17 protein-coding genes and 1 pseudogene are annotated in these 16881 nt (G+C 58.6%); 8 read left to right on the top strand and 10 right to left on the bottom strand.

The window, feature by feature from the left end:
- Nucleotides 1-12: 12 nt before the first annotated feature.
- From CWM61_RS15620 to CWM61_RS15610, 3 genes are read right to left on the bottom strand one after another with little or no spacing between them, the layout of a single operon-like run.
- Nucleotides 13-810 carry an ABC transporter ATP-binding protein gene (locus CWM61_RS15620; RefSeq protein WP_074386657.1) on the bottom strand — a complete coding sequence of 266 codons (798 nt, stop codon included), beginning with the start codon at nt 808-810 and terminating at the stop codon, nt 13-15.
- On the bottom strand, nt 807-1835 hold the full coding sequence (locus CWM61_RS15615) for a FecCD family ABC transporter permease (protein WP_165784186.1): 1029 nt from the start codon (nt 1833-1835) through the stop codon (nt 807-809). Before CWM61_RS15615 ends, CWM61_RS15620 begins: the two co-directional genes overlap by 4 nt.
- Before the next feature lie 60 nt (nt 1836-1895).
- Complete coding sequence (locus tag CWM61_RS15610; RefSeq protein ID WP_100631516.1) at nt 1896-3014, bottom strand: ABC transporter substrate-binding protein; 1119 nt, start codon at nt 3012-3014, stop codon at nt 1896-1898.
- Between the two features lie 271 nt (nt 3015-3285).
- Here CWM61_RS15610 and CWM61_RS15600 point away from each other — a divergent pair, with 271 nt between their 5' ends.
- Nucleotides 3286-3675 (top strand): hypothetical protein, encoded by a 390-nt coding sequence (locus CWM61_RS15600; protein WP_061155451.1) that lies wholly within the window; start codon nt 3286-3288, stop codon nt 3673-3675.
- Between the two features lie 171 nt (nt 3676-3846).
- The gene (locus CWM61_RS15595; RefSeq protein ID WP_061155450.1) at nt 3847-4302 is read left to right on the top strand and encodes an RcnB family protein; all 456 of its coding nucleotides are present in this window, start codon (nt 3847-3849) and stop codon (nt 4300-4302) included.
- Between the two features lie 60 nt (nt 4303-4362).
- Here the strand turns inward: CWM61_RS15595 and CWM61_RS15590 are convergent, their stop codons facing one another.
- From CWM61_RS15590 to CWM61_RS29890, 3 genes are all read right to left on the bottom strand, one after another.
- The gene (locus CWM61_RS15590; protein WP_100631515.1) at nt 4363-5379 is read right to left on the bottom strand and encodes an ROK family transcriptional regulator; all 1017 of its coding nucleotides are present in this window, start codon (nt 5377-5379) and stop codon (nt 4363-4365) included.
- A gap of 93 nt (nt 5380-5472) precedes the next feature.
- The gene (locus CWM61_RS15585; protein WP_227521383.1) at nt 5473-7017 is read right to left on the bottom strand and encodes a DUF1593 domain-containing protein; all 1545 of its coding nucleotides are present in this window, start codon (nt 7015-7017) and stop codon (nt 5473-5475) included.
- Between the two features lie 163 nt (nt 7018-7180).
- Nucleotides 7181-7462 (bottom strand): YSC84-related protein, encoded by a 282-nt coding sequence (locus CWM61_RS29890; protein WP_229588915.1) that lies wholly within the window; start codon nt 7460-7462, stop codon nt 7181-7183.
- A gap of 540 nt (nt 7463-8002) precedes the next feature.
- Here CWM61_RS29890 and CWM61_RS15575 point away from each other — a divergent pair.
- The 3 genes from CWM61_RS15575 (at nt 8003) to CWM61_RS15565 (ending at nt 11058) form a co-directional block, all read left to right on the top strand.
- Nucleotides 8003-9181: a M20 aminoacylase family protein gene (locus CWM61_RS15575; RefSeq protein WP_100631514.1), complete on the top strand. Its 1179-nt coding sequence runs from the start codon at nt 8003-8005 to the stop codon at nt 9179-9181.
- Between the two features lie 19 nt (nt 9182-9200).
- Nucleotides 9201-9977, top strand: coding sequence for an ABC transporter substrate-binding protein (locus CWM61_RS15570; RefSeq protein ID WP_074386652.1), 777 nt, complete (start codon nt 9201-9203; stop codon nt 9975-9977).
- A 127-nt stretch (nt 9978-10104) separates the two neighbouring features.
- A complete protein-coding gene (locus CWM61_RS15565; protein WP_100631513.1) occupies nt 10105-11058 on the top strand; it encodes an aldo/keto reductase in 954 nt (317 codons plus the stop codon).
- A 317-nt stretch (nt 11059-11375) separates the two neighbouring features.
- Here the strand turns inward: CWM61_RS15565 and CWM61_RS15560 are convergent, their stop codons facing one another.
- Both CWM61_RS15560 and CWM61_RS15555 read right to left on the bottom strand, forming a co-directional pair.
- Entirely contained in the window at nt 11376-12167 is a 792-nt protein-coding gene (locus tag CWM61_RS15560) for a MoaF C-terminal domain-containing protein (protein WP_100631512.1), read from the bottom strand.
- Between the two features lie 25 nt (nt 12168-12192).
- Nucleotides 12193-12969, bottom strand: coding sequence for an SDR family NAD(P)-dependent oxidoreductase (locus CWM61_RS15555; RefSeq protein WP_100631511.1), 777 nt, complete (start codon nt 12967-12969; stop codon nt 12193-12195).
- Nucleotides 12970-13480: 511 nt separating this feature from the next.
- Here CWM61_RS15555 and CWM61_RS15550 point away from each other — a divergent pair.
- The 3 genes and pseudogenes from CWM61_RS15550 to CWM61_RS29885 all read left to right on the top strand — a co-directional run.
- On the top strand, nt 13481-14164 hold the full coding sequence (locus CWM61_RS15550) for a response regulator transcription factor (RefSeq protein ID WP_074386648.1): 684 nt from the start codon (nt 13481-13483) through the stop codon (nt 14162-14164).
- 121 nt (nt 14165-14285) lie between these two features.
- The gene (locus CWM61_RS15545; RefSeq protein ID WP_165784267.1) at nt 14286-14459 is read left to right on the top strand and encodes a type II toxin-antitoxin system HigB family toxin; all 174 of its coding nucleotides are present in this window, start codon (nt 14286-14288) and stop codon (nt 14457-14459) included.
- Nucleotides 14460-14557, top strand: a pseudogene (locus CWM61_RS29885) (transcriptional regulator); the annotation flags it as partial.
- A gap of 66 nt (nt 14558-14623) precedes the next feature.
- On the opposite strand, the gene CWM61_RS15535 reads toward CWM61_RS29885, so the two are convergent.
- Nucleotides 14624-15166: a DUF3156 family protein gene (locus CWM61_RS15535; protein ID WP_100631510.1), complete on the bottom strand. Its 543-nt coding sequence runs from the start codon at nt 15164-15166 to the stop codon at nt 14624-14626.
- Nucleotides 15144-16643, bottom strand: coding sequence for an APC family permease (locus tag CWM61_RS15530; protein WP_100631509.1), 1500 nt, complete (start codon nt 16641-16643; stop codon nt 15144-15146). The genes CWM61_RS15535 and CWM61_RS15530 overlap by 23 nt, the downstream gene beginning before the upstream one ends.
- Nucleotides 16644-16881: the final 238 nt, after the last annotated feature.

The following is a 16881-nucleotide window of genomic DNA, read 5'->3' as shown; positions in this document are numbered from 1 at the left end:
CCCGCGCCGCAGTCAGGCCTCGCTGTCCACCAGGCCGTCAATAATCACCTGCCGCACCCCCTGCGAACAGGGTTCAATACGCCCGCGGACCCCATAGACCGCCGCCAGAGTCTCGGGGGTGATGACCGCGGCCGGGGTGCCGTCGCCGAGCAATTGGCCCGCCTTGAGCATCAGCACGTGGTCGGCGTGACGCAGGGCAATATTGATATCGTGCACCACCACCAGGGTCACGATGTTGCGCCGTCGGGTCTCCCGGCGCACCAGATCCATCACGTGAAACTGGTAGTTGAGGTCAAGGGCGCTGAGCGGTTCGTCGAGCAGCAGCAGGCGCGGCTGGCGGATCAGCGACTGGGCGAGACCCACCAACTGCTTTTGCCCGCCGGAAAGCTGATCGAGGTAGCTCATCGCCAGGTGGGCAATCCCCAGCTGTCGCAGCAGCGCCATCACCTCCTCCTGGTGCTGCGGACTGTGGCGTCCTCCGGCGGCGCGCTGGGCAACGATAATCGACTCCAGCACATGCAGATGCACGCCAGCGGGCAGCGTCTGCGGAAGATAGACCACCTGCTCTGCGCGACGTGAGAACGGCTGCGTCAGCAGATTTTCTCCCTCCAGCCGCAGCTCGCCGCGGCAGGGTCCTAGCCCTGCCATCGCCCGCATTAACGTTGATTTACCGCTGCCGTTTGGCCCCAGCAGCGCGGTGATTTTCCCGCGCGGCAGATGGGGAACCGTCAGGTTCTCGATCACCTTGCGTCTGGGGTAGCCGGCGCTGAAGTGAGACAGCGACAGCCCGGATAACGTCTGGTCGCTCATACCTGCCCCCGATGACGTAAAATAATGCTCAAAAAGAACGGGACCCCGACCAGGGAAGTGACGATCCCCACCGGAATAATGGCCCCCGGGATCAGGTTCTTCGAGGCGATGGAGGCCAGGGAGAGCACCAGGGCGCCGATCAGTGCGCTGGCGGGCAGATAAAAGCGATGGTCTTCGCCGAAGAGCATCCGCGCAATATGCGGCGCCACCAGGCCGATAAAGCCGATTGGCCCGACAAAAGCCACCGAAAGCGCCGACAGAATGCTGATCCGCAGCAGCGTGGTCAGGCGCAGACGGCGAACGTTAATGCCAAAGCTGATGGCCCGATCCTCGCCCAGCCGCAGGGCGGTCAGCTTCCACGCGCTGCGCAGCGACAGGGGCATCACCAGCGCCAGGGCGACCAGCAGGATGGCGACTTTGCTCCAGGAGGCGCGGTCGATGCTGCCCATGGTCCAGAACACCAGCCCCTGCAGCGTGTCTTCGTTGGCGATGAACTGCAGCATCGAGACCAGGGCGTTAAAGGTAAAGACCAGCGCGATGCCGAACAGGATGACGCCGGAGGTGGCCACCTGGGTCCAGCGGGTGATGCCGTCCAGCAGCAGGGCCGCCAGCAGGGCGAAGATAAAGGCGTTGGCCGAGATAAACCACTGGCCGGGAATACCGGGCAGGCCAATACCCAGCACAATCGCCAGCGCGGCGCCAAACGCCGCAGCCGAGGAGACGCCCAGGGTAAACGGGCTGGCCAGCGGGTTATTGAGGATGGTCTGCATTTCGGCGCCGGCCAGTCCCAGCGCCAGACCGACGATAATCGCCATCACCGCATAGGGCAGACGGATATCCCAGACGATGGCGCGCGTGCCCGGATCGGCGCTGGCCGGATCGGTTAACGTCTGCCACAGGCTCTGCAGCGGCAGACCGGAGGGGCCGAGCATAAAATCGAGCAGCAGCGACGCGACAATCAACAGCGCCAGCAGGAGCATCAGCAGCAGGCGGCGACGCAGGATACGGCGATAATCATCTATCACGCCAGAGGTCCCGGCGGGCAGCCCGTCGAGCACGGAGTCGGAGGTTAAACGCATGCCGGATTACTCGCTCTGCTGCCAGGAGAAGACGAACGGCTGGTCCGGCAGGTCGGTGAAATGGCGCACGATATAATGGTAAGTCTCATCCGGGTTGAGATCGCCGAAGGCCTGCGGGTAGATATCTTTCGCCAGGTATTCTATGCCGACAATATTCCACGGGTGGTTATAGAAGTGGTGATAGATGCCATAGGCCCGCTTTTCCTGTACCGCCGGGATCTGGCTGACCCCAGGTCGCGCCAGCAGCGTCTGCGCCTGGGCCTTCACCGCCTCCGGCTTAACCTCATAGCCCAGGGGCAGCACCTGGCTGTTGCCGCGCTTCGAGCCGGTCATGATCCAGGCGTCGGGCTTCATGCTGATGATTTTCTCCAGCGAGACGAACCCGGAGGCGCCAGGCAGCAGCTGCGAACCGATATTGTTCGCCCCGACCGCCTCCACCAGCCCGCCCCAGCCGCTGTGGCCGTGGGTAAAGCAGCAGGCGTCGCTGTTGCCGGCCAGCGCTTCCACGAAGACGTTGGCCTTCGGCGTGATGGCCGCGGTTTTCTGGCGAATCGTCTGCAGCTGCTGACGATAGTAATCGGTAAAGGCTTTGGCCTGGCTCTCGCGGTTAAGGACTTTGCCCAGCAGGTCGATGCTGGGGGCGGTATCTTTCGCCGGGTCGATCTCATAGTCGACAAACAGCACCGGAACGTGCAGGGCGCTGAGCTTGTCGATGACGCCACTCTCCATCAGCGCTGGCCTGGCGCGTAGCTGGGCGATCATCAGATCCGGCTGACGGGCGATGACGCTTTCAAGATCGACATTCCCTTTGTCGCTGAAGCCCATGTCAAGGATCGTGGCCGATTGCGGCCACGTCGTTTTCAGCATCTGCCAGGTGGCAACGTCCTGCTTTTTCGCCAGATTATTCCATGCCACCAGCCGTTTAAACGGATTGTCCCGGTCCAGCAGGGCGAGGGTCATAATGTCGCGGCCATCCTGCAAAATAATACGCTGCGGCTCTTTGGACAGGGTGACCTGCCGGCCGTCAAGGTCGGTGACCGTCAGGGGATATTGGGTCGCATAGCTGAAGAGGGGAGTCGCGATCAGCGCAGTAAGCAACAGCGATCTTACTGATTTTCTTGCCATAAAAGGAGTTCCGTTTGCCAATTTATAAATATAATGATTCTGAGAAGTATTCTCGAATGAACATCAACGGCAAGTATATCAAGGGCAAATTTCATAAAATGTAACAAACATGTTGGAAATTATGCCAACGCCGACAGGGCGCGCGCGGCGGCAGCATTTTCTGCCATGGCTGGAGGTCGAAGACGTTTTTCAGGCTAATTCCTAATGTCATCCCCGGTTCGTTGTGCCATCCTGAATGCGACTCATAACACGACACGTGAGAGAGGATATTATGAAAAAAGCAATGATTGCGTTATCGGCTATTCTGGTTGCAGCTCCGGTTTTTGCTGCGACAACACATGCAACAGATGATACCGTCGCGGCGGCGAATGCCAACGCCAACACCGCCAAAGAGAAGCTGCACCAGGCCCAGCATGAGGGCGAAGAGCAGCAGTTGAAGGCGAAACACGCCGCCGAAGGCAAGCAGGACAGCGTCGGCAGCCAGGTGAGCGAAGGCGCGCAGAAAACCTGGAACAAGACCAAAGAAGGCACCGAGAAGGGGTGGGATAAGACCAAAGAGGCCAGTGAAAAAGGCTGGAACGCCACCAAATCTGGTGCAGAAAAGGGCTGGGATAAAACCAAAACCGGCGCCGAAGAGTTAAAAAATAAAGTGACTGAATAAGTCCTTTTACCCGTCTGAATAGAGGTCGCGAGAGCGGCCTTTTTTATTGCCCCGCCATCAGCACCACCTTTTCCCGATAGCCGACGATACCAGGAATCATCCTGGTTAACCAGATACTCACTCTTTCTTCACATTTTCCCGGTACAAAAGACCTCAATCAGGAGGTGTACTATGAAAAAGATGATTTCTCTGGCAGTAATTTTATCGTGTGTGCTGAGCGTCCCGGCCTTTGCCGATGGCCCGAACGACGGCCATCGCCCGGGGCAGCCAACGGTCTGGCAGAACGGCCAGGACCATGATGGGCATGCGCCGCAGGGCGGACCTGACGCGCATCATCAGGGCGACCATGACCAGCGTGGCCCGGATCGCGACGGTCATGACAATCGCGATCAGGGGCGTCATGAGCAGGATCATTTCGCCTGGCGCGGTAACGATTTCCGTAAAGGCCACCCGGCTCCGGCGTCGTTCCGTGGCGATGAATATCGCGTCCGCGACTGGAGCGACCGCGGCCTGCCGCGCCCGCCGGAAGGCCATCACTGGTCCTATATCGACGGTAACTATGTGCTGATCGCCGCGGCGACCGGGATCATCACCTCGATTCTGGTGAGCGGCGCCCTCGGCCACTAAACGCGCTGCTCGATGCGCTTTTCTGCGACGCCGGGTCAGGGAACACCTGATCCGGTTTTTTTACGCCAGCTGCGCGGTGATGGCATCGGAGCTGAGCTGGACCAGCCCTTGCCAGCCATAGTTATGTCCGGTTTTGTCGTGGTGTAAGGTAATCTCGCGAATATGACGGTTTGGACTGGCGGCCAGCATCTGCTGCGTCAATGGCAAAATCTCGTCGCCATAATCTTCAAAGAGTTCGCCAGTGGCGATAACCAGCCGTATGTTGTGGATCGGCGCAGTGCAGCAGATGGCGAAGTACAGGGCGTTAGCGGTTTTCTGAATGCCGGCCACCTTATTCGCCGGGTTCACATTAAACGCCTGCTCCAGACCACCCTCATAAGGCAAGTGGACAATTTCCGGGTAAAACCCGTTCTCGCCCAGTCCCGGTACACCGTGAGTGCAATAGCCAAAACCGAGACTACCAAAACCCGGCATAAACGCGATCCAGGAGCGGCCCGGCCAGCGTTTAGCCAGCAGATAGGTCGTGCAGTGGGCGATATTATAAATGCGGGTGGGAAGGCCGAGACGCTGCTCAATGTGCGCCATCAGCGTAATATTTTCATCGGGGAAGAGGGGGCAGTAGCGCACTACGCCAGTGGTATGCTCAATTCCGCCCTGCAGCGCAATGCTCACCACGTTAATACGCTCAACTGCCAGAGAGGCCTGCAGACATAGCGCCTGGACACCTTTGGCAATAAACTGGGTCAGTTCGTCGGGCGTCATGATGTCCGGCAGGCTGAACTGCTCGCTGGCCAGCGGGGCGTTCAGCGTCCGATAGTCGTTCAGCGTTGCCTGAAAGCTCCCCCGGCGCAACATAATATTGATGCTCCAGGCATAGCCCTCTTTGACGGCCAGGCACTGCTGTGGGCGACCAAACGACGTATCCTTCACATCCCGCTCTTCGATTAAGCCCTCTTCCAGCAGTCGGGCGGTCAGTTTAGTGATGTACGCTTTGGTGACGCCCAGACGCCGGGTCATCTCCGCCCGCGATTCGTTTTCACTGTGCAAGATATTGAGGATCTGCTGTCGGTAGTCCACGCGATTCCGCCCTTAATGACCATGAGTCGAGGCCTCATCATATCATCCAGCCCGTGTGAGTGCGGGCTGGAAAAGTGGTGGACGCCAGCAGGACTAGTTGACGGTGACGATCACCCGGCGATAGGAGGTCAGTGCGGGCGTGCCGTTATCCGTCACCGCGAGGATGAGGTGTTCGGTGCCCTGGCGTAACGCTTTGACCTCGGTGCGCGATTGCCTTTGTTCACTCAGGGCCAGCACTGCCGGCGCCTGCAGATTATCCTCACCGCGACGGCCCTGAACATCGCTTACCGCCACCGGTTGCGAACTGGCGGAGCCGGCTTCCGGATAGAGGAACCATTGATAATGGAGCATGTTACCATCCGGATCTTTGCTGCCCTCGGCGCTCAGCTTCAGGGTTTCCCCCACGGTGGTCGTCAGCAGTAGTGCTGCCTGCCCGCTGTCGCCGTTAACCACCACCTGTGGATTGTGGTTGGCTGAAGCATAATCTTTGATAGTCCAGTCCATACGGGCAGCAAAATCATGCTGAAAAGCTTCGCGCCAGCGCCAGATTGTTGCCTGATTGGACGTGTACTGCTTTCCGTCGACGCCGGTCACGGTATCGGCAGCATTCGGGTTGCCTGGATAAAAATCGCCGCCGCTGCTCCAGACTGGACGTGTTTCATGCTGGGGCTGGCGGACAATGTAACGCCCGCCCCAGCCTCCCCAGCCGGGATTTCGCTCGCTATTAAGACCGTTGCGGATGAGCCCAAGGAAGGCGGGCGTATCGCCTTCCATAATAAACAAATACTGCAGATAGCCTTTACCCATCGGCCCCTTACTGCGGATATTTTGATCCAGCCAGTGCTGGGAGACGGTGGTGAAATCCGCTCCTGGCGCGTTGCGATAATATTTATCGCCGCTGATGCCGGTCCAGGTGGCGCGAGCGTAGTCTTCACCATTCTGACTGGAGGGATCGACGATATAGGTGATTGCCGGATAGTGCGCACGGATCCAGAAACCTGCGTCATCCTGATCGGAAATCGAATAAACCACCAGATTGCCGGTGAGAGCGGCTACCGTGCTGGCTGGATGTTTTGCGCTCAGATCTTGTAATGCCTGTGCCAGCGTATTGGCACCGCCCCACAGATTGATATAGAGCGGGTGATGGGTATCAGTGCTCTTTTCGATGGCGCGAACCAACAGGTCGGAGCCAGCGGTATTCTTCCCCTTGCCAGTGGCGGCCAGACCGTAACCCGCAAGCCCGGGGGCGACAACCTTTTCCAATTGACTCTGCGTCGGGAAGCCTGCCGCATGTTTCAATAAATTAGGCTGTACCTCACCGTAATGGCCGAGCACCAGGTCAATCATATCGGTATGGACTTTCTCCCGCTGCCAGGTTGAGGTGGTTGCCACCAGCCCCTCAATGTTCATTTCATTGGCGTAGAGTAAAAAGCGGGTCAGCGACATCTGATCGTCGGGCTCGTTACCAATATCCGTCAGGACAAAGACACGGGGCGTGGTCTGATAGGGCACCACTTTGGCGGCTATCTCAGAGATGGCATTGTCGGCGGCGTTGACCGCCAGTGGTGCGCAGAGTGCGAGAATGCCTGTCATTGCCAGGCTAATCCCCCAGGCGATCCGGCTGGGACGTGGATTCATGATGTGACCTCGTGGTTACGTTTGCCATAGAAAGTGACAACAACATAGTTAACTGAGGAAACAAAGTAAAAAAGAAAAGAGAGGGAGTGTGACCAGGCTAGCAGTTTGCGCCGTTGGGCCGCGAGCAAATACGGTCCGCACGATGACCGTGCGGACATGAAAGCTACGGGTTCAGCGCATCATCCGGCCAGTATTTATAACCATTGATCATTGCCTGGGCGGCCAGCCCTTTTTCGGTCAGGTCGTAGACGTTGACCTTCGAGGGCAGGGAGGCGGTATCTGACGCCACGCCGCTGGTGGAGGCGGCGATCGGCGCGATGCCTTTGTCATCATATTTTGCAGCGGCGTTCGCATCGGCGCCAACCATGTATCCCTGGCGGATAAAGGTCTCCAGGGCCGCTTTATCATGGAAAACCAGCACTGTGCGCTGCTGCTTAATCCCCATCCCCAGGCCGGCGCCGCCCTGGGCCATTTTCATATAGGTGTCCTTCCCGGTGGCCTTATTCCGCACCACGCCGTAGCCGCTGCCAAATCCGAACAGCAGGATCTTGCTGCTGTTATTAGCAAACACCGCATACCCCTTCGCATGCTGAATATCACTGCGGGCCTCAGGCTGCAGGGCGTAAAGCTTGTTGAGGGTTTCGCTGCGCATCTTCTGGATGCTGGCCCGCTGCTGACTGGCGGTATCGCCCTGCGCGCTGCAGCCCGCCAGCGTGACGATGGCGGCGAGGAAAAGCGTCTGTAATTTCATACACGTTTATTTTATTTAAATCTGAATATGGTCAGGAATGGTAGGTTAAATAACGGTAAATCCTCCATAAAATAAACGTTTATTTTTAAATTTCACTATTTTGATTATTTATTACTCTGTAATGTGCGGATTATTAAATAAGATGAGTTCATTCCAGCTATTAGAAATGCTGCTTGCATAAAGTTTCCACCACGATACCGTGTTAAGTTCTTAATTTATTTCCCGGAGAACGGCATGAGTGATTATGTAATTCCAGAAATTAAAGCGACGGAAGCGGAAATGATTTCTATCCGTCATTATTTACATGCCAATCCGGAATTAAGTCTTGAAGAGTTTAATACCAGCGAACTGGTCGCCAGCAAGCTGACGGAGTGGGGCTATCAGGTCACCCGCGGCCTCGGTAAAACCGGCGTCGTCGGCAGCCTGAGCAAAGGCGACTCGCCGCGTACTATTGGCCTGCGCGCCGATATGGACGCGCTGCCGATCCATGAAACTACTGATTTGCCCTGGGCCAGTACGGTACCTGGAAAAATGCACGCCTGCGGGCATGACGGCCACACCACCATTCTGCTGGCGGCGGCGAAATATATCGCCTCGCCGGCCTGCCAGTTTAACGGCACGGTGCATCTGATCTTCCAGCCAGCAGAAGAGGCTATCGGCGGCGCCGATTTAATGATTAAAGACGGCCTGTTCGAGCAGTTCCCCTGCGAACGCATCTTTGGTCTGCACAACATGCCAGGGCTGCCGGTGGGCAAGCTGGGCTTCTATGCCGGCAACTTTATGGCCTCGGCGGACACCGTCAAAATTACGATTACCGGCTACGGCGGCCACGGCGCCCATCCGGAGCGAACCGTCGACCCGATCGTCGCCGGTGCGGCGCTGGTGATGGCCCTGCAGAGCATCGTGGCGCGCAACGTGCCGCCGGGGGAAACGGCAGTGGTCAGCGTCGGCACCTTCCAGGCTGGTATCGCCTCCAACGTCATTCCGGAGAGCGTGGTGATGGAGCTGAGCGTGCGGGCGATGAAGCCGGACATTCGCGACCTGCTGATCAAGCGTATTCACGAGCTCGCTGAATTTACCGCCAAAAGCTATGGCGCCAGCAGCGTAGTGGAGGTGTACGACTCCTACCCGGTATTGACCAACAGTCCCGAAGAGACCGATTTCGCCCGGGCGCTGGCGCTGGAGGTGTTTGGCCGCGAGGGGGTTCTGGAGTCGGTCTCGCCGATGAACGCCAGCGAGGATTTCGCCTTTATGCTGCGCGAACGCCCGGGCAGCTACTTCCTGCTCGGCAACGGTGAGAAAGGGGAGAAGGGCGGTTGCATGGTGCACAACCCCGGCTACGACTTTAACGATGACATTATCACCACCGGCGCGACGCTGTTCGCCCGCCTGGTGGAAAAGCACTGTCGCTAATCTCAGGAGAAGAACGCGAATGAAAAAATCACTGTTGCTATGGCTGGCATTAATGGCGTCGACGTCGGCGCTGGCCGAAGGGGGAAAGGAGATCCGCTTCGGCGTCGACCCGACTTTCGCGCCGTTTGAATGGAAAGATCCGCAGGGCAAGCTGGCGGGGTTTGATATCGATTTAGGCAACGCCATTTGCCAGCAGTTGCAGGCGAAATGCGTGTGGGTGGAAAGCAATTTCGACGGCATAATCCCGGCGCTGAAGGCGCGTAAATTCGACGCGATCCTTTCCGGGATGTACATGACCGAGAAGCGCAAAGAGCAGATTGCCTTTAGCGACAAGCTATATAACGGGCCGGTGTTCCTCGTGGCGCGTAAAAATACCCTGCAGGGCAATACGCCGGAACAGCTGAAGGGCAAAACCATCGGCGTGGAGCAGGGATCGGCGCAGGAAACTTATGTTAACCAGCACTGGCGGCCGCAGGGGATTAACATTGTGGCCTACCAGGGGGCCGATAGCGTGGTGCGTGACCTGGAGTCCGGGCGCATCGACGGCGCGGTGCTCTCCGGGATGATGGCCGACTACAGCTTCCTGCAGCAGCCGCAGGGTAAGGAATTTGCCTTTGTCGGCGGCCATCTGCAGGACGATACGCTGTTTGGCGCCGGGGCGGCGATCGGCTTGCGTAAAGACGATGAGGCACTGCGTCAGGAAATTAACGGCGCGATTGCGAAGATTCTTGCCGACGGCACCTATAAAAAATTAGCCGGCAAATATTTTAGCTTTGATGTTTATTCCGGGACATAATGTCTGAGTGTACCTGCGGGCGTGGAGCGCCCGCCGTAAGATTCCTTTTCTGATTATCCAATCACCTCCTCTCCTGACCCCTGCGGTTACCTGAGGGAAGCAGAATATAAGCTAAGGAGTACTCGGCATGATGACACGTCCCTTGGGCAAAACCGGATTTTCCATCGCCCCATTAGTCTTTGGCGGCAACGTCTTTGGCTGGACCATCGATGAAAAAACCAGTTTTGCTCTTCTTGATGCTTTTGTTGACCACGGATTTGACGCTATCGATACGGCGGATGTTTATTCCCGCTGGGCGGAAGGCAACCAGGGCGGCGAATCCGAAACCATCATCGGCCGCTGGCTGCAGGCGCGCCCCGGCATGCGTGATAAGGTCAAAATCTTCACCAAAGTCGGCTCCGATTTAGGCCTCCCCGGCCATAAAGGGCTCAGCAAAGCCTGGATCCAACAGGCGGTAGACGACTCCCTGCGCCGCCTTAATACCGACTATATTGACCTCTATTTCTCCCACTGGCCGGATCCGCAAACCCCGGTGGCGGAAACGCTGGAGGCTTTCCACAGCCTGCAGCAGGCCGGGAAAATCCGCGCGATGGGGGCCTCTAACCTGGATGCGATGCAGCTGGCGGGGGCGCTGGAGGTAGCGCGTAAAGGCGGCTTGCCTGCCTGGCAGGTGCTGCAGCCAGAATATAACCTCTACCACCGCTCCGCGTTTGAAGGCGCGCTGTGCGATCTCTGCGTCAGCCGCGATATCGGGGTGGTGACCTACTACAGCCTGGCCTCTGGGTTCTTAACCGGTAAGTACCGCCAGCCGTCGGATCTGGCGCAGAGCCAGCGCGGAAGCGGGATTGGTAAGTATCTGAATCCACGCGGGATGCGGATTATCGATACCCTGGTGGCGGTCGCGGACGAGCAGGGCGTGAAACCGGCAGAGGTGGCGCTGGCGTGGCTGATCGGCCGCGAAGGCGTGACCGCGCCGATCGCCAGCGCCACCAGCGTGGCTCAGGTGGAGAGTTTTGCCCGCGCGGCGGCGCTGAGCCTGAGCGCGGAGCAAGTGGCGCGACTGGACAGCGCCAGCGCCTGAGTCAACCCCTCTCCCCGGCGGGGAGAGGGAGAAGGGCAATAAAGCGGCTCCGTGCCTGATGCCATCGCCCGGTGGCGCTGCGCTTACCGGGCCTACGCGGTGTGCTCCTGTGAGAGGCCCCGGTAGGCCGGGTAAGGCGTAGCCGCCACCCGGCACTAAAGCGGCTCCGTGCCTAATGCCATCGCCCGGTGGTGCTGCGCTTACCGGGCCTACGCGGTGTGCTCCTGTGAGAGGCCCCGGTAGGCCGGGTAAGGCGTCAGCCGCCACCCGGCGAAATGACGGGTGTGGTGCCTGAAAGCGTGCCCGGCGACGCCCCTTTATTCCTGATGGCGGGTGACGTTGAGGATCTTCGCGCTCGCGCCGACCGGGAAATTACTCAAGGCGCCAAAATCGCTGCCCTGATAGCCCATGATCTTACCGTCGGTGCGCATCTGCTGCAGATCGATCAGGATCACCCCCAGTGTGGGAATGATTTTCTCCCGCCAGACGAACAGATAGAGCTCCTCCGCCACCTGCACATAGTGGCAGCGATCGACATCCGCCAGCCCCTTTTCCACGCCATCCAGACATTGCCAGGCGTAAAAATTATCGTTGAGATAAATATGCTCATAACGCTCGGTCGGACTGTAGGTGTACTGATTACGCATCCCGACCAACGCAGTGGTAAAGCCTGGCAGCGGCCCCGGCTGCTCATCCAGGCGGGCAAAAACAAACCGTGCCTCTACCGCGGTTAGCGGCAGGCCTTGCTCCACCCGGCTGAAGGCGTCCAGCCGCGCGGCGGCTTCGTCCGGCAGCTGGCCGTAGACCAGGGTGGCATTGCGCTGCGTCAGGTTGCATACCGCGCTGATGCTGGCGTTATCGTGCTCCGGGTCAAGGAAGTCGATGAACAGAATATCGGGGCGCAGGGCGGTTGCTCGCCAGGGGGCGCGCTTGCCGTTCCAGCTGAGCGTCTGGTCATCTTCGATAACCAACTGCTGCGGCTTACTGCCAGCGACATAAAAGGTAAAGGTTTCGCCTGCGGGCAGGCTGGCGGTAGCCAGCAGGTTGCCGTGCGGGGCAAAACCATCGGCCAGCGCGCCGACCTGGATAAATACGGCTTCTGAAGTCATGTGGGCTCCTGAGCAGAGTAGGGCGTTAGGCAAACGCCAGAGTGGGAACATCGACGATACTGGCGCCGCCATCGGCGACCAGCGTGGCGCCGCTGATGATGGCGGCCTGCGGCGAACAGAGAAACTGACAGGCCTCGGCTATCTCCTCGGGGCTGGCGGGGCGGCGCAGCGGAACCTCGCGACAGACCCGCTGATAAGCCTCCGTCAGCGATAGCCCTTCCGCCTGTATCAGCGGGAGCATCTCTTCATCCGCCATCGGCGTCGTAACCCAGCCGGGACAGATAGCATTGGCGCGTACCCCCTGTGGGCCGTAATCGCGAGCCACGGAGCGCATCAGACCGATTAAGGCGTGTTTAGCGGTGACGTAGCCGCAGGCCTGCGGCCCGGCAGCCAGCGAGGCGATGGAGGCGACAAACAGCACATTGCCGCGACGGGCAATCAGCGAAGGCAGACAGGCGCGAACGCTGGCGAACGCGCTGGTGAGATTGCCGTCCAGCGCCTCGCGCCACTGGCTGTCGCTGGTCTCGGCAGCGGGGCTGTTGCCCATCCCGCCGGCGCTGCAGATCAGCACGTCGATCCCGCCAGCCTGGTCGAGGATGGCCGGCAGCAGTCGCTGACGCCAGACCTCGCCGTCGGCGGCATCGCCCACCAGCGCCGTGGCGCCGGTCTCATCGGCGACAGCCTGCAATGGCGCTTCGCGCCGCCCGGTAATAAACACCCGGTCGCCCGCGGCGCACATCAGCCGCGCGCAGGCGGCGCCAATTCCGGTTCCACCGCCGGTAATTACCACGACTCTCGCCATCGGCACTCTCCTGTAATGGGATTTCCGATTACCTTAAAAAGCGCGCCAGGTCCCGGCTATCGCCCGGAAGAACGATAGCCGGGCGGCTAATGGCGCCCGCTCAAAGGGGGCTGCTCACATTATTTTGGCAACAGCAGGCCAGGCGTCATCACAGGATTACGCCGCGGCGAAAGTTAATGGGCATCCTGTTAAGGGTATAAGTGAAAAAAAACAGAAATCCATCGTTCTTAAGGATGAGAGAGAGAGGTGTATGGGATAGCTTTTTTTTATCGCCAATGGAATGTAGTTAGGGTGTTAATATTTTTTGTTTATGTTTTAACGCATCCACGGTAAAGCATGGCAAGCGCATTTTTTAAATGCTATATATAACAATGCATTGATTAAGATTTTGTAACGGCTATCACATTGTTAATATGTTAATGATTGTGTTACTTAAATGTGAAATGTATGCTTCATTCATCGGTAGTTATTCATGTGTCACGTACCATCATCTCGACGGGGAGGCCCTATCATGTCTGCTTTGTTAAAAGCCAGCCGTAATGATGCGATAATAGCCCGTTGTTTACAGACTATATCCCAGTTAATTCCACTGACTTCCGCGGTTTTTTATCGAGTAAATAATCGCTTAAAACCCGAAAACTATATATTGCATAATATTTCTGATAATACGCATCAACAATATCTGGAAAACTTCCAGCCGCTGGATCCGCTTCTGCCGTCGCACTTTAGCCACCAGAACACCACCGTGGCGGCGATGACGCCGCGGCTCTGCGACCGCAACCGCCATTACTATCATGAATTTATGTTGCCGAATAACGTGCGCGACATGACCGAGATCTTTATTCGCCGCGAGCGGCGGATCATCGCCGGTATCTCGCTGATGCGTGACGTGCCTTTCTCCAGCGAAGAGCGCCAGCGGGCTCAGGCGGTGCTGCCGCTGGTGGAGCTGGCCATTCGCGACTGTCTGCAGGAAGAAGATGACCTGCCCGTCATCCTGACGGCGAAAGAGCGGGAAATCGTCGGCATGGTGCGCGAAGGTGCCAGCAATAAGCTGATTGCCCGCCAGCTGGATATCTCGCTCTCGACGGTAAAAACGCACCTGCGCAACATTTTCGCCAAGACCGAAGTCGTCAATCGTACCGAACTGGTTTCCCGAACCTGGATGCCGGCCGCTCAGCGCACGCTGCATCTGTGATCTGACTTTCGCATCCCGCGCGCGCCGTGGCAGCACGGCGTTTTCCTGATACGTTGATCCCTAAAGTCCCGGTACGGGACTTTTTCTTTACTTAGTCCCGAAATGGGACTGGTCTCTGCACATGAAGATAATCTCAGTGAAAACCTTAAATAAACGGGTGGTATTCAACATTAAGGGAAATGATGACCGGTTAACCGTAGCCGTTGCTTATCTGCGGGGATGGATGTTCGTTAAGTTTATCGGGACGCATAAGGAATATGACGTGATAAACGCTGAGACGATTGAGAGGACGTAAATGATGAATGTTAAGCCTATCCGCACTGAACAAGATTACGAAGCCGCGCTAAGCGCCGTTGAACTTTTTTTGATAATGAGCCAGCGCCTGATTCGCCGACTTCATGCGCAGTTCGGCATCCCCCTTGAGAGCCTGATCGGCGCGTGATCGCGCGGGCATTCGGTTCACTCATGCATCCACTGGCTTACCGCCTGATTAACCATCGCCAGCACGCTGAGCAGCAGCATCCGCTGCTGCGCTTCCAGCTTCAGATAACGGCGCAGCGGCGGCATCTTGCAGACCACCTCGCTGGCGGCCCACGGCTCAATGCAGCAGCGCCAGCGGTTATCGCCGAAAGTCAGCGAAAAGCGGCGGTAGTCCAGCTCACTTAAGGTTTGCTGGAGACTGGGAAAACCGTTGAGATAGCCGGCGAGTTCCTCGCTGCCTTTGCCGCCGATAAAGCGGATCGGCTGGCGTTTCCACCAGCCGGATTGATGGGCACGAATTTTACCGCGAGCGGGCCGGGTCACCGGCCCCTCGACGACAAACTCGCAGCTGTGAATGCTGGCCATAAACAGCCGCTTCTGACGCACGCTGAAGGTAATGGCGGTGGCGTCGTTCAACCGCAGCAATGCGCTGCGCTCGCTCAGCTTTTCGCACGGCCAGCCCGCCAGATCGCGCTGCACCGCGTTCATTAACGGCGTCTCAAACCAGGGGACGGAGGACATCTGGCGTCATCTCCCCGCGGGTCTGTTTTTCGTAGTTGCTGATGGCGCGCTCAACCACCTCTTCCACTACCAGCGGCTTGAACGGATTGACGCGCTGCACACACACCGTCCAGAACAGGGCGTAGGCGGCGGTCAGACCGAGCATAATGCCGAACGGCACCAGCACCTGGCGGCTGTCCATCCCCGGCGGCGTGATATTGACGATAGCGATGATGATCCCGACGCTGGAGATAATCTGCGGCAGCGGGAACCACGGCGAGCGGTAGGCGCGCGGCAGGTCCGGGCGGCGGATACGTAGCAACACCACCGACAGGGTCACCAGCAGATAGGCGACGCCCCAGGCGCAGACCGCGGCGAGGATCAGCGGCACGATGCGGTCGAGATCGCCGTTCAGATACCAGGCGTGCAGGCAGGGGATCGCCACCCCGATGGCAATGGCGATCACCGGCGTTTTAAAGCGCGGATGCAGCCAGGTCAGGAAGCGGGGCAGCGCGCCGTCCAGCGCCATGCCGTAGATAATGCGCGGCACGGCGGCCATCAGCGTATTGATGGTGGCGCAGCCGGCCAGCAGCAGCCCGACCCCCAGCCAGTACTGGCCGGCGTGGCCCATCACCCGTTCGGCGAAGGCCGGGATCGCCATCGGTGTATCCAGCAGATGGACGTTGTTGGCCGCGTCGAGCACGGTATTCTCCACCTGGCGGTTGATCGCCGCGCCGTAGATAAACATGCAGCTGGCGACCCCCAGCAGGCCCAGCGCCATCGCCCGCGGAATCGTGCGGTGGGCCTGTTTGATCTCCGGCGCCATCGGCGTCACCAGTTCGCAGCCGACGAACATAAACATCGCCATGCCGATATAGCCGAACAGACCGTTGATATCGCTGATGTTCAGCGGCGTGCCGAACCAGCCGGAAAGATGAGTCACCGGCGCCATAAAAATGCCACACAGGCCGAAAATAGTCAGTGTGGTCCACATGCCGAAGGTCAGCACCACTTCGACCTTGCCGAAGATTTCCACGCCGATGGCGTTGAGCAAGCCGAAAATCACCACCATGCCGACACCCACCATCCAGGTGTTCTGGTGGGCGGCCATCTGAGCGTTGATCGATTCGAAGTTCACCAGCGCCATAATGCCCGCCAGGATCGTCTCCGCCGTCCCGGCGAAAATATGGACGATCAGATAGGCACACAGCGCGCCGGTGATGGCGAAGAAGCGGCCCATGCCGCAGGAGATATAGTCGTACACCGAACCGGTGGTAGGAATGAGCGTCGCCGCCTCGGCAAAGGTGGTGACCTGCGCCTGCATCATAATAAAGGCCAGCAGCACCGCCAGCGCGAAGGTATCGCCGCCCATGCCGAAGCCGCTGGTGACCGTCAGGATCACCGGGCTGGCCATGATCAGCCCGACGGAGCTGGCGAGGGTGGTCGGGAAGCCGACGACGCCGCGCTCAAGATGGCTGGCGAGTCTGTTACTAAACATAGTCAACCTCTGCACAATAATGGGGTAGGGCAGGGAATAGCCAGCGCCACTCCCGGATAGTCATAATTTAGGCGGGCATCCTGCTCAATGAATATCGTCCGGAAGGTGGAGGGCGGCGCATGATTCTGTGACGCAGTCGATGAATGTCGCGGTGGATAAACAACATGACCCCGAAAACCGGGGCCATCCGTCTTGCCACGTTGCGCGTATTTCTGCCGGATGGCGGCTGCGCCTTACC

The organism is Klebsiella sp. K-Nf6 (genome assembly GCF_002806655.1).
Taxonomy (GTDB): Bacteria; Pseudomonadota; Gammaproteobacteria; order Enterobacterales; family Enterobacteriaceae; genus Klebsiella; species Klebsiella variicola.
Note: the sequence above shows the minus strand (reverse complement) of the source record. Positions and strands in the feature narration are given on the sequence as shown.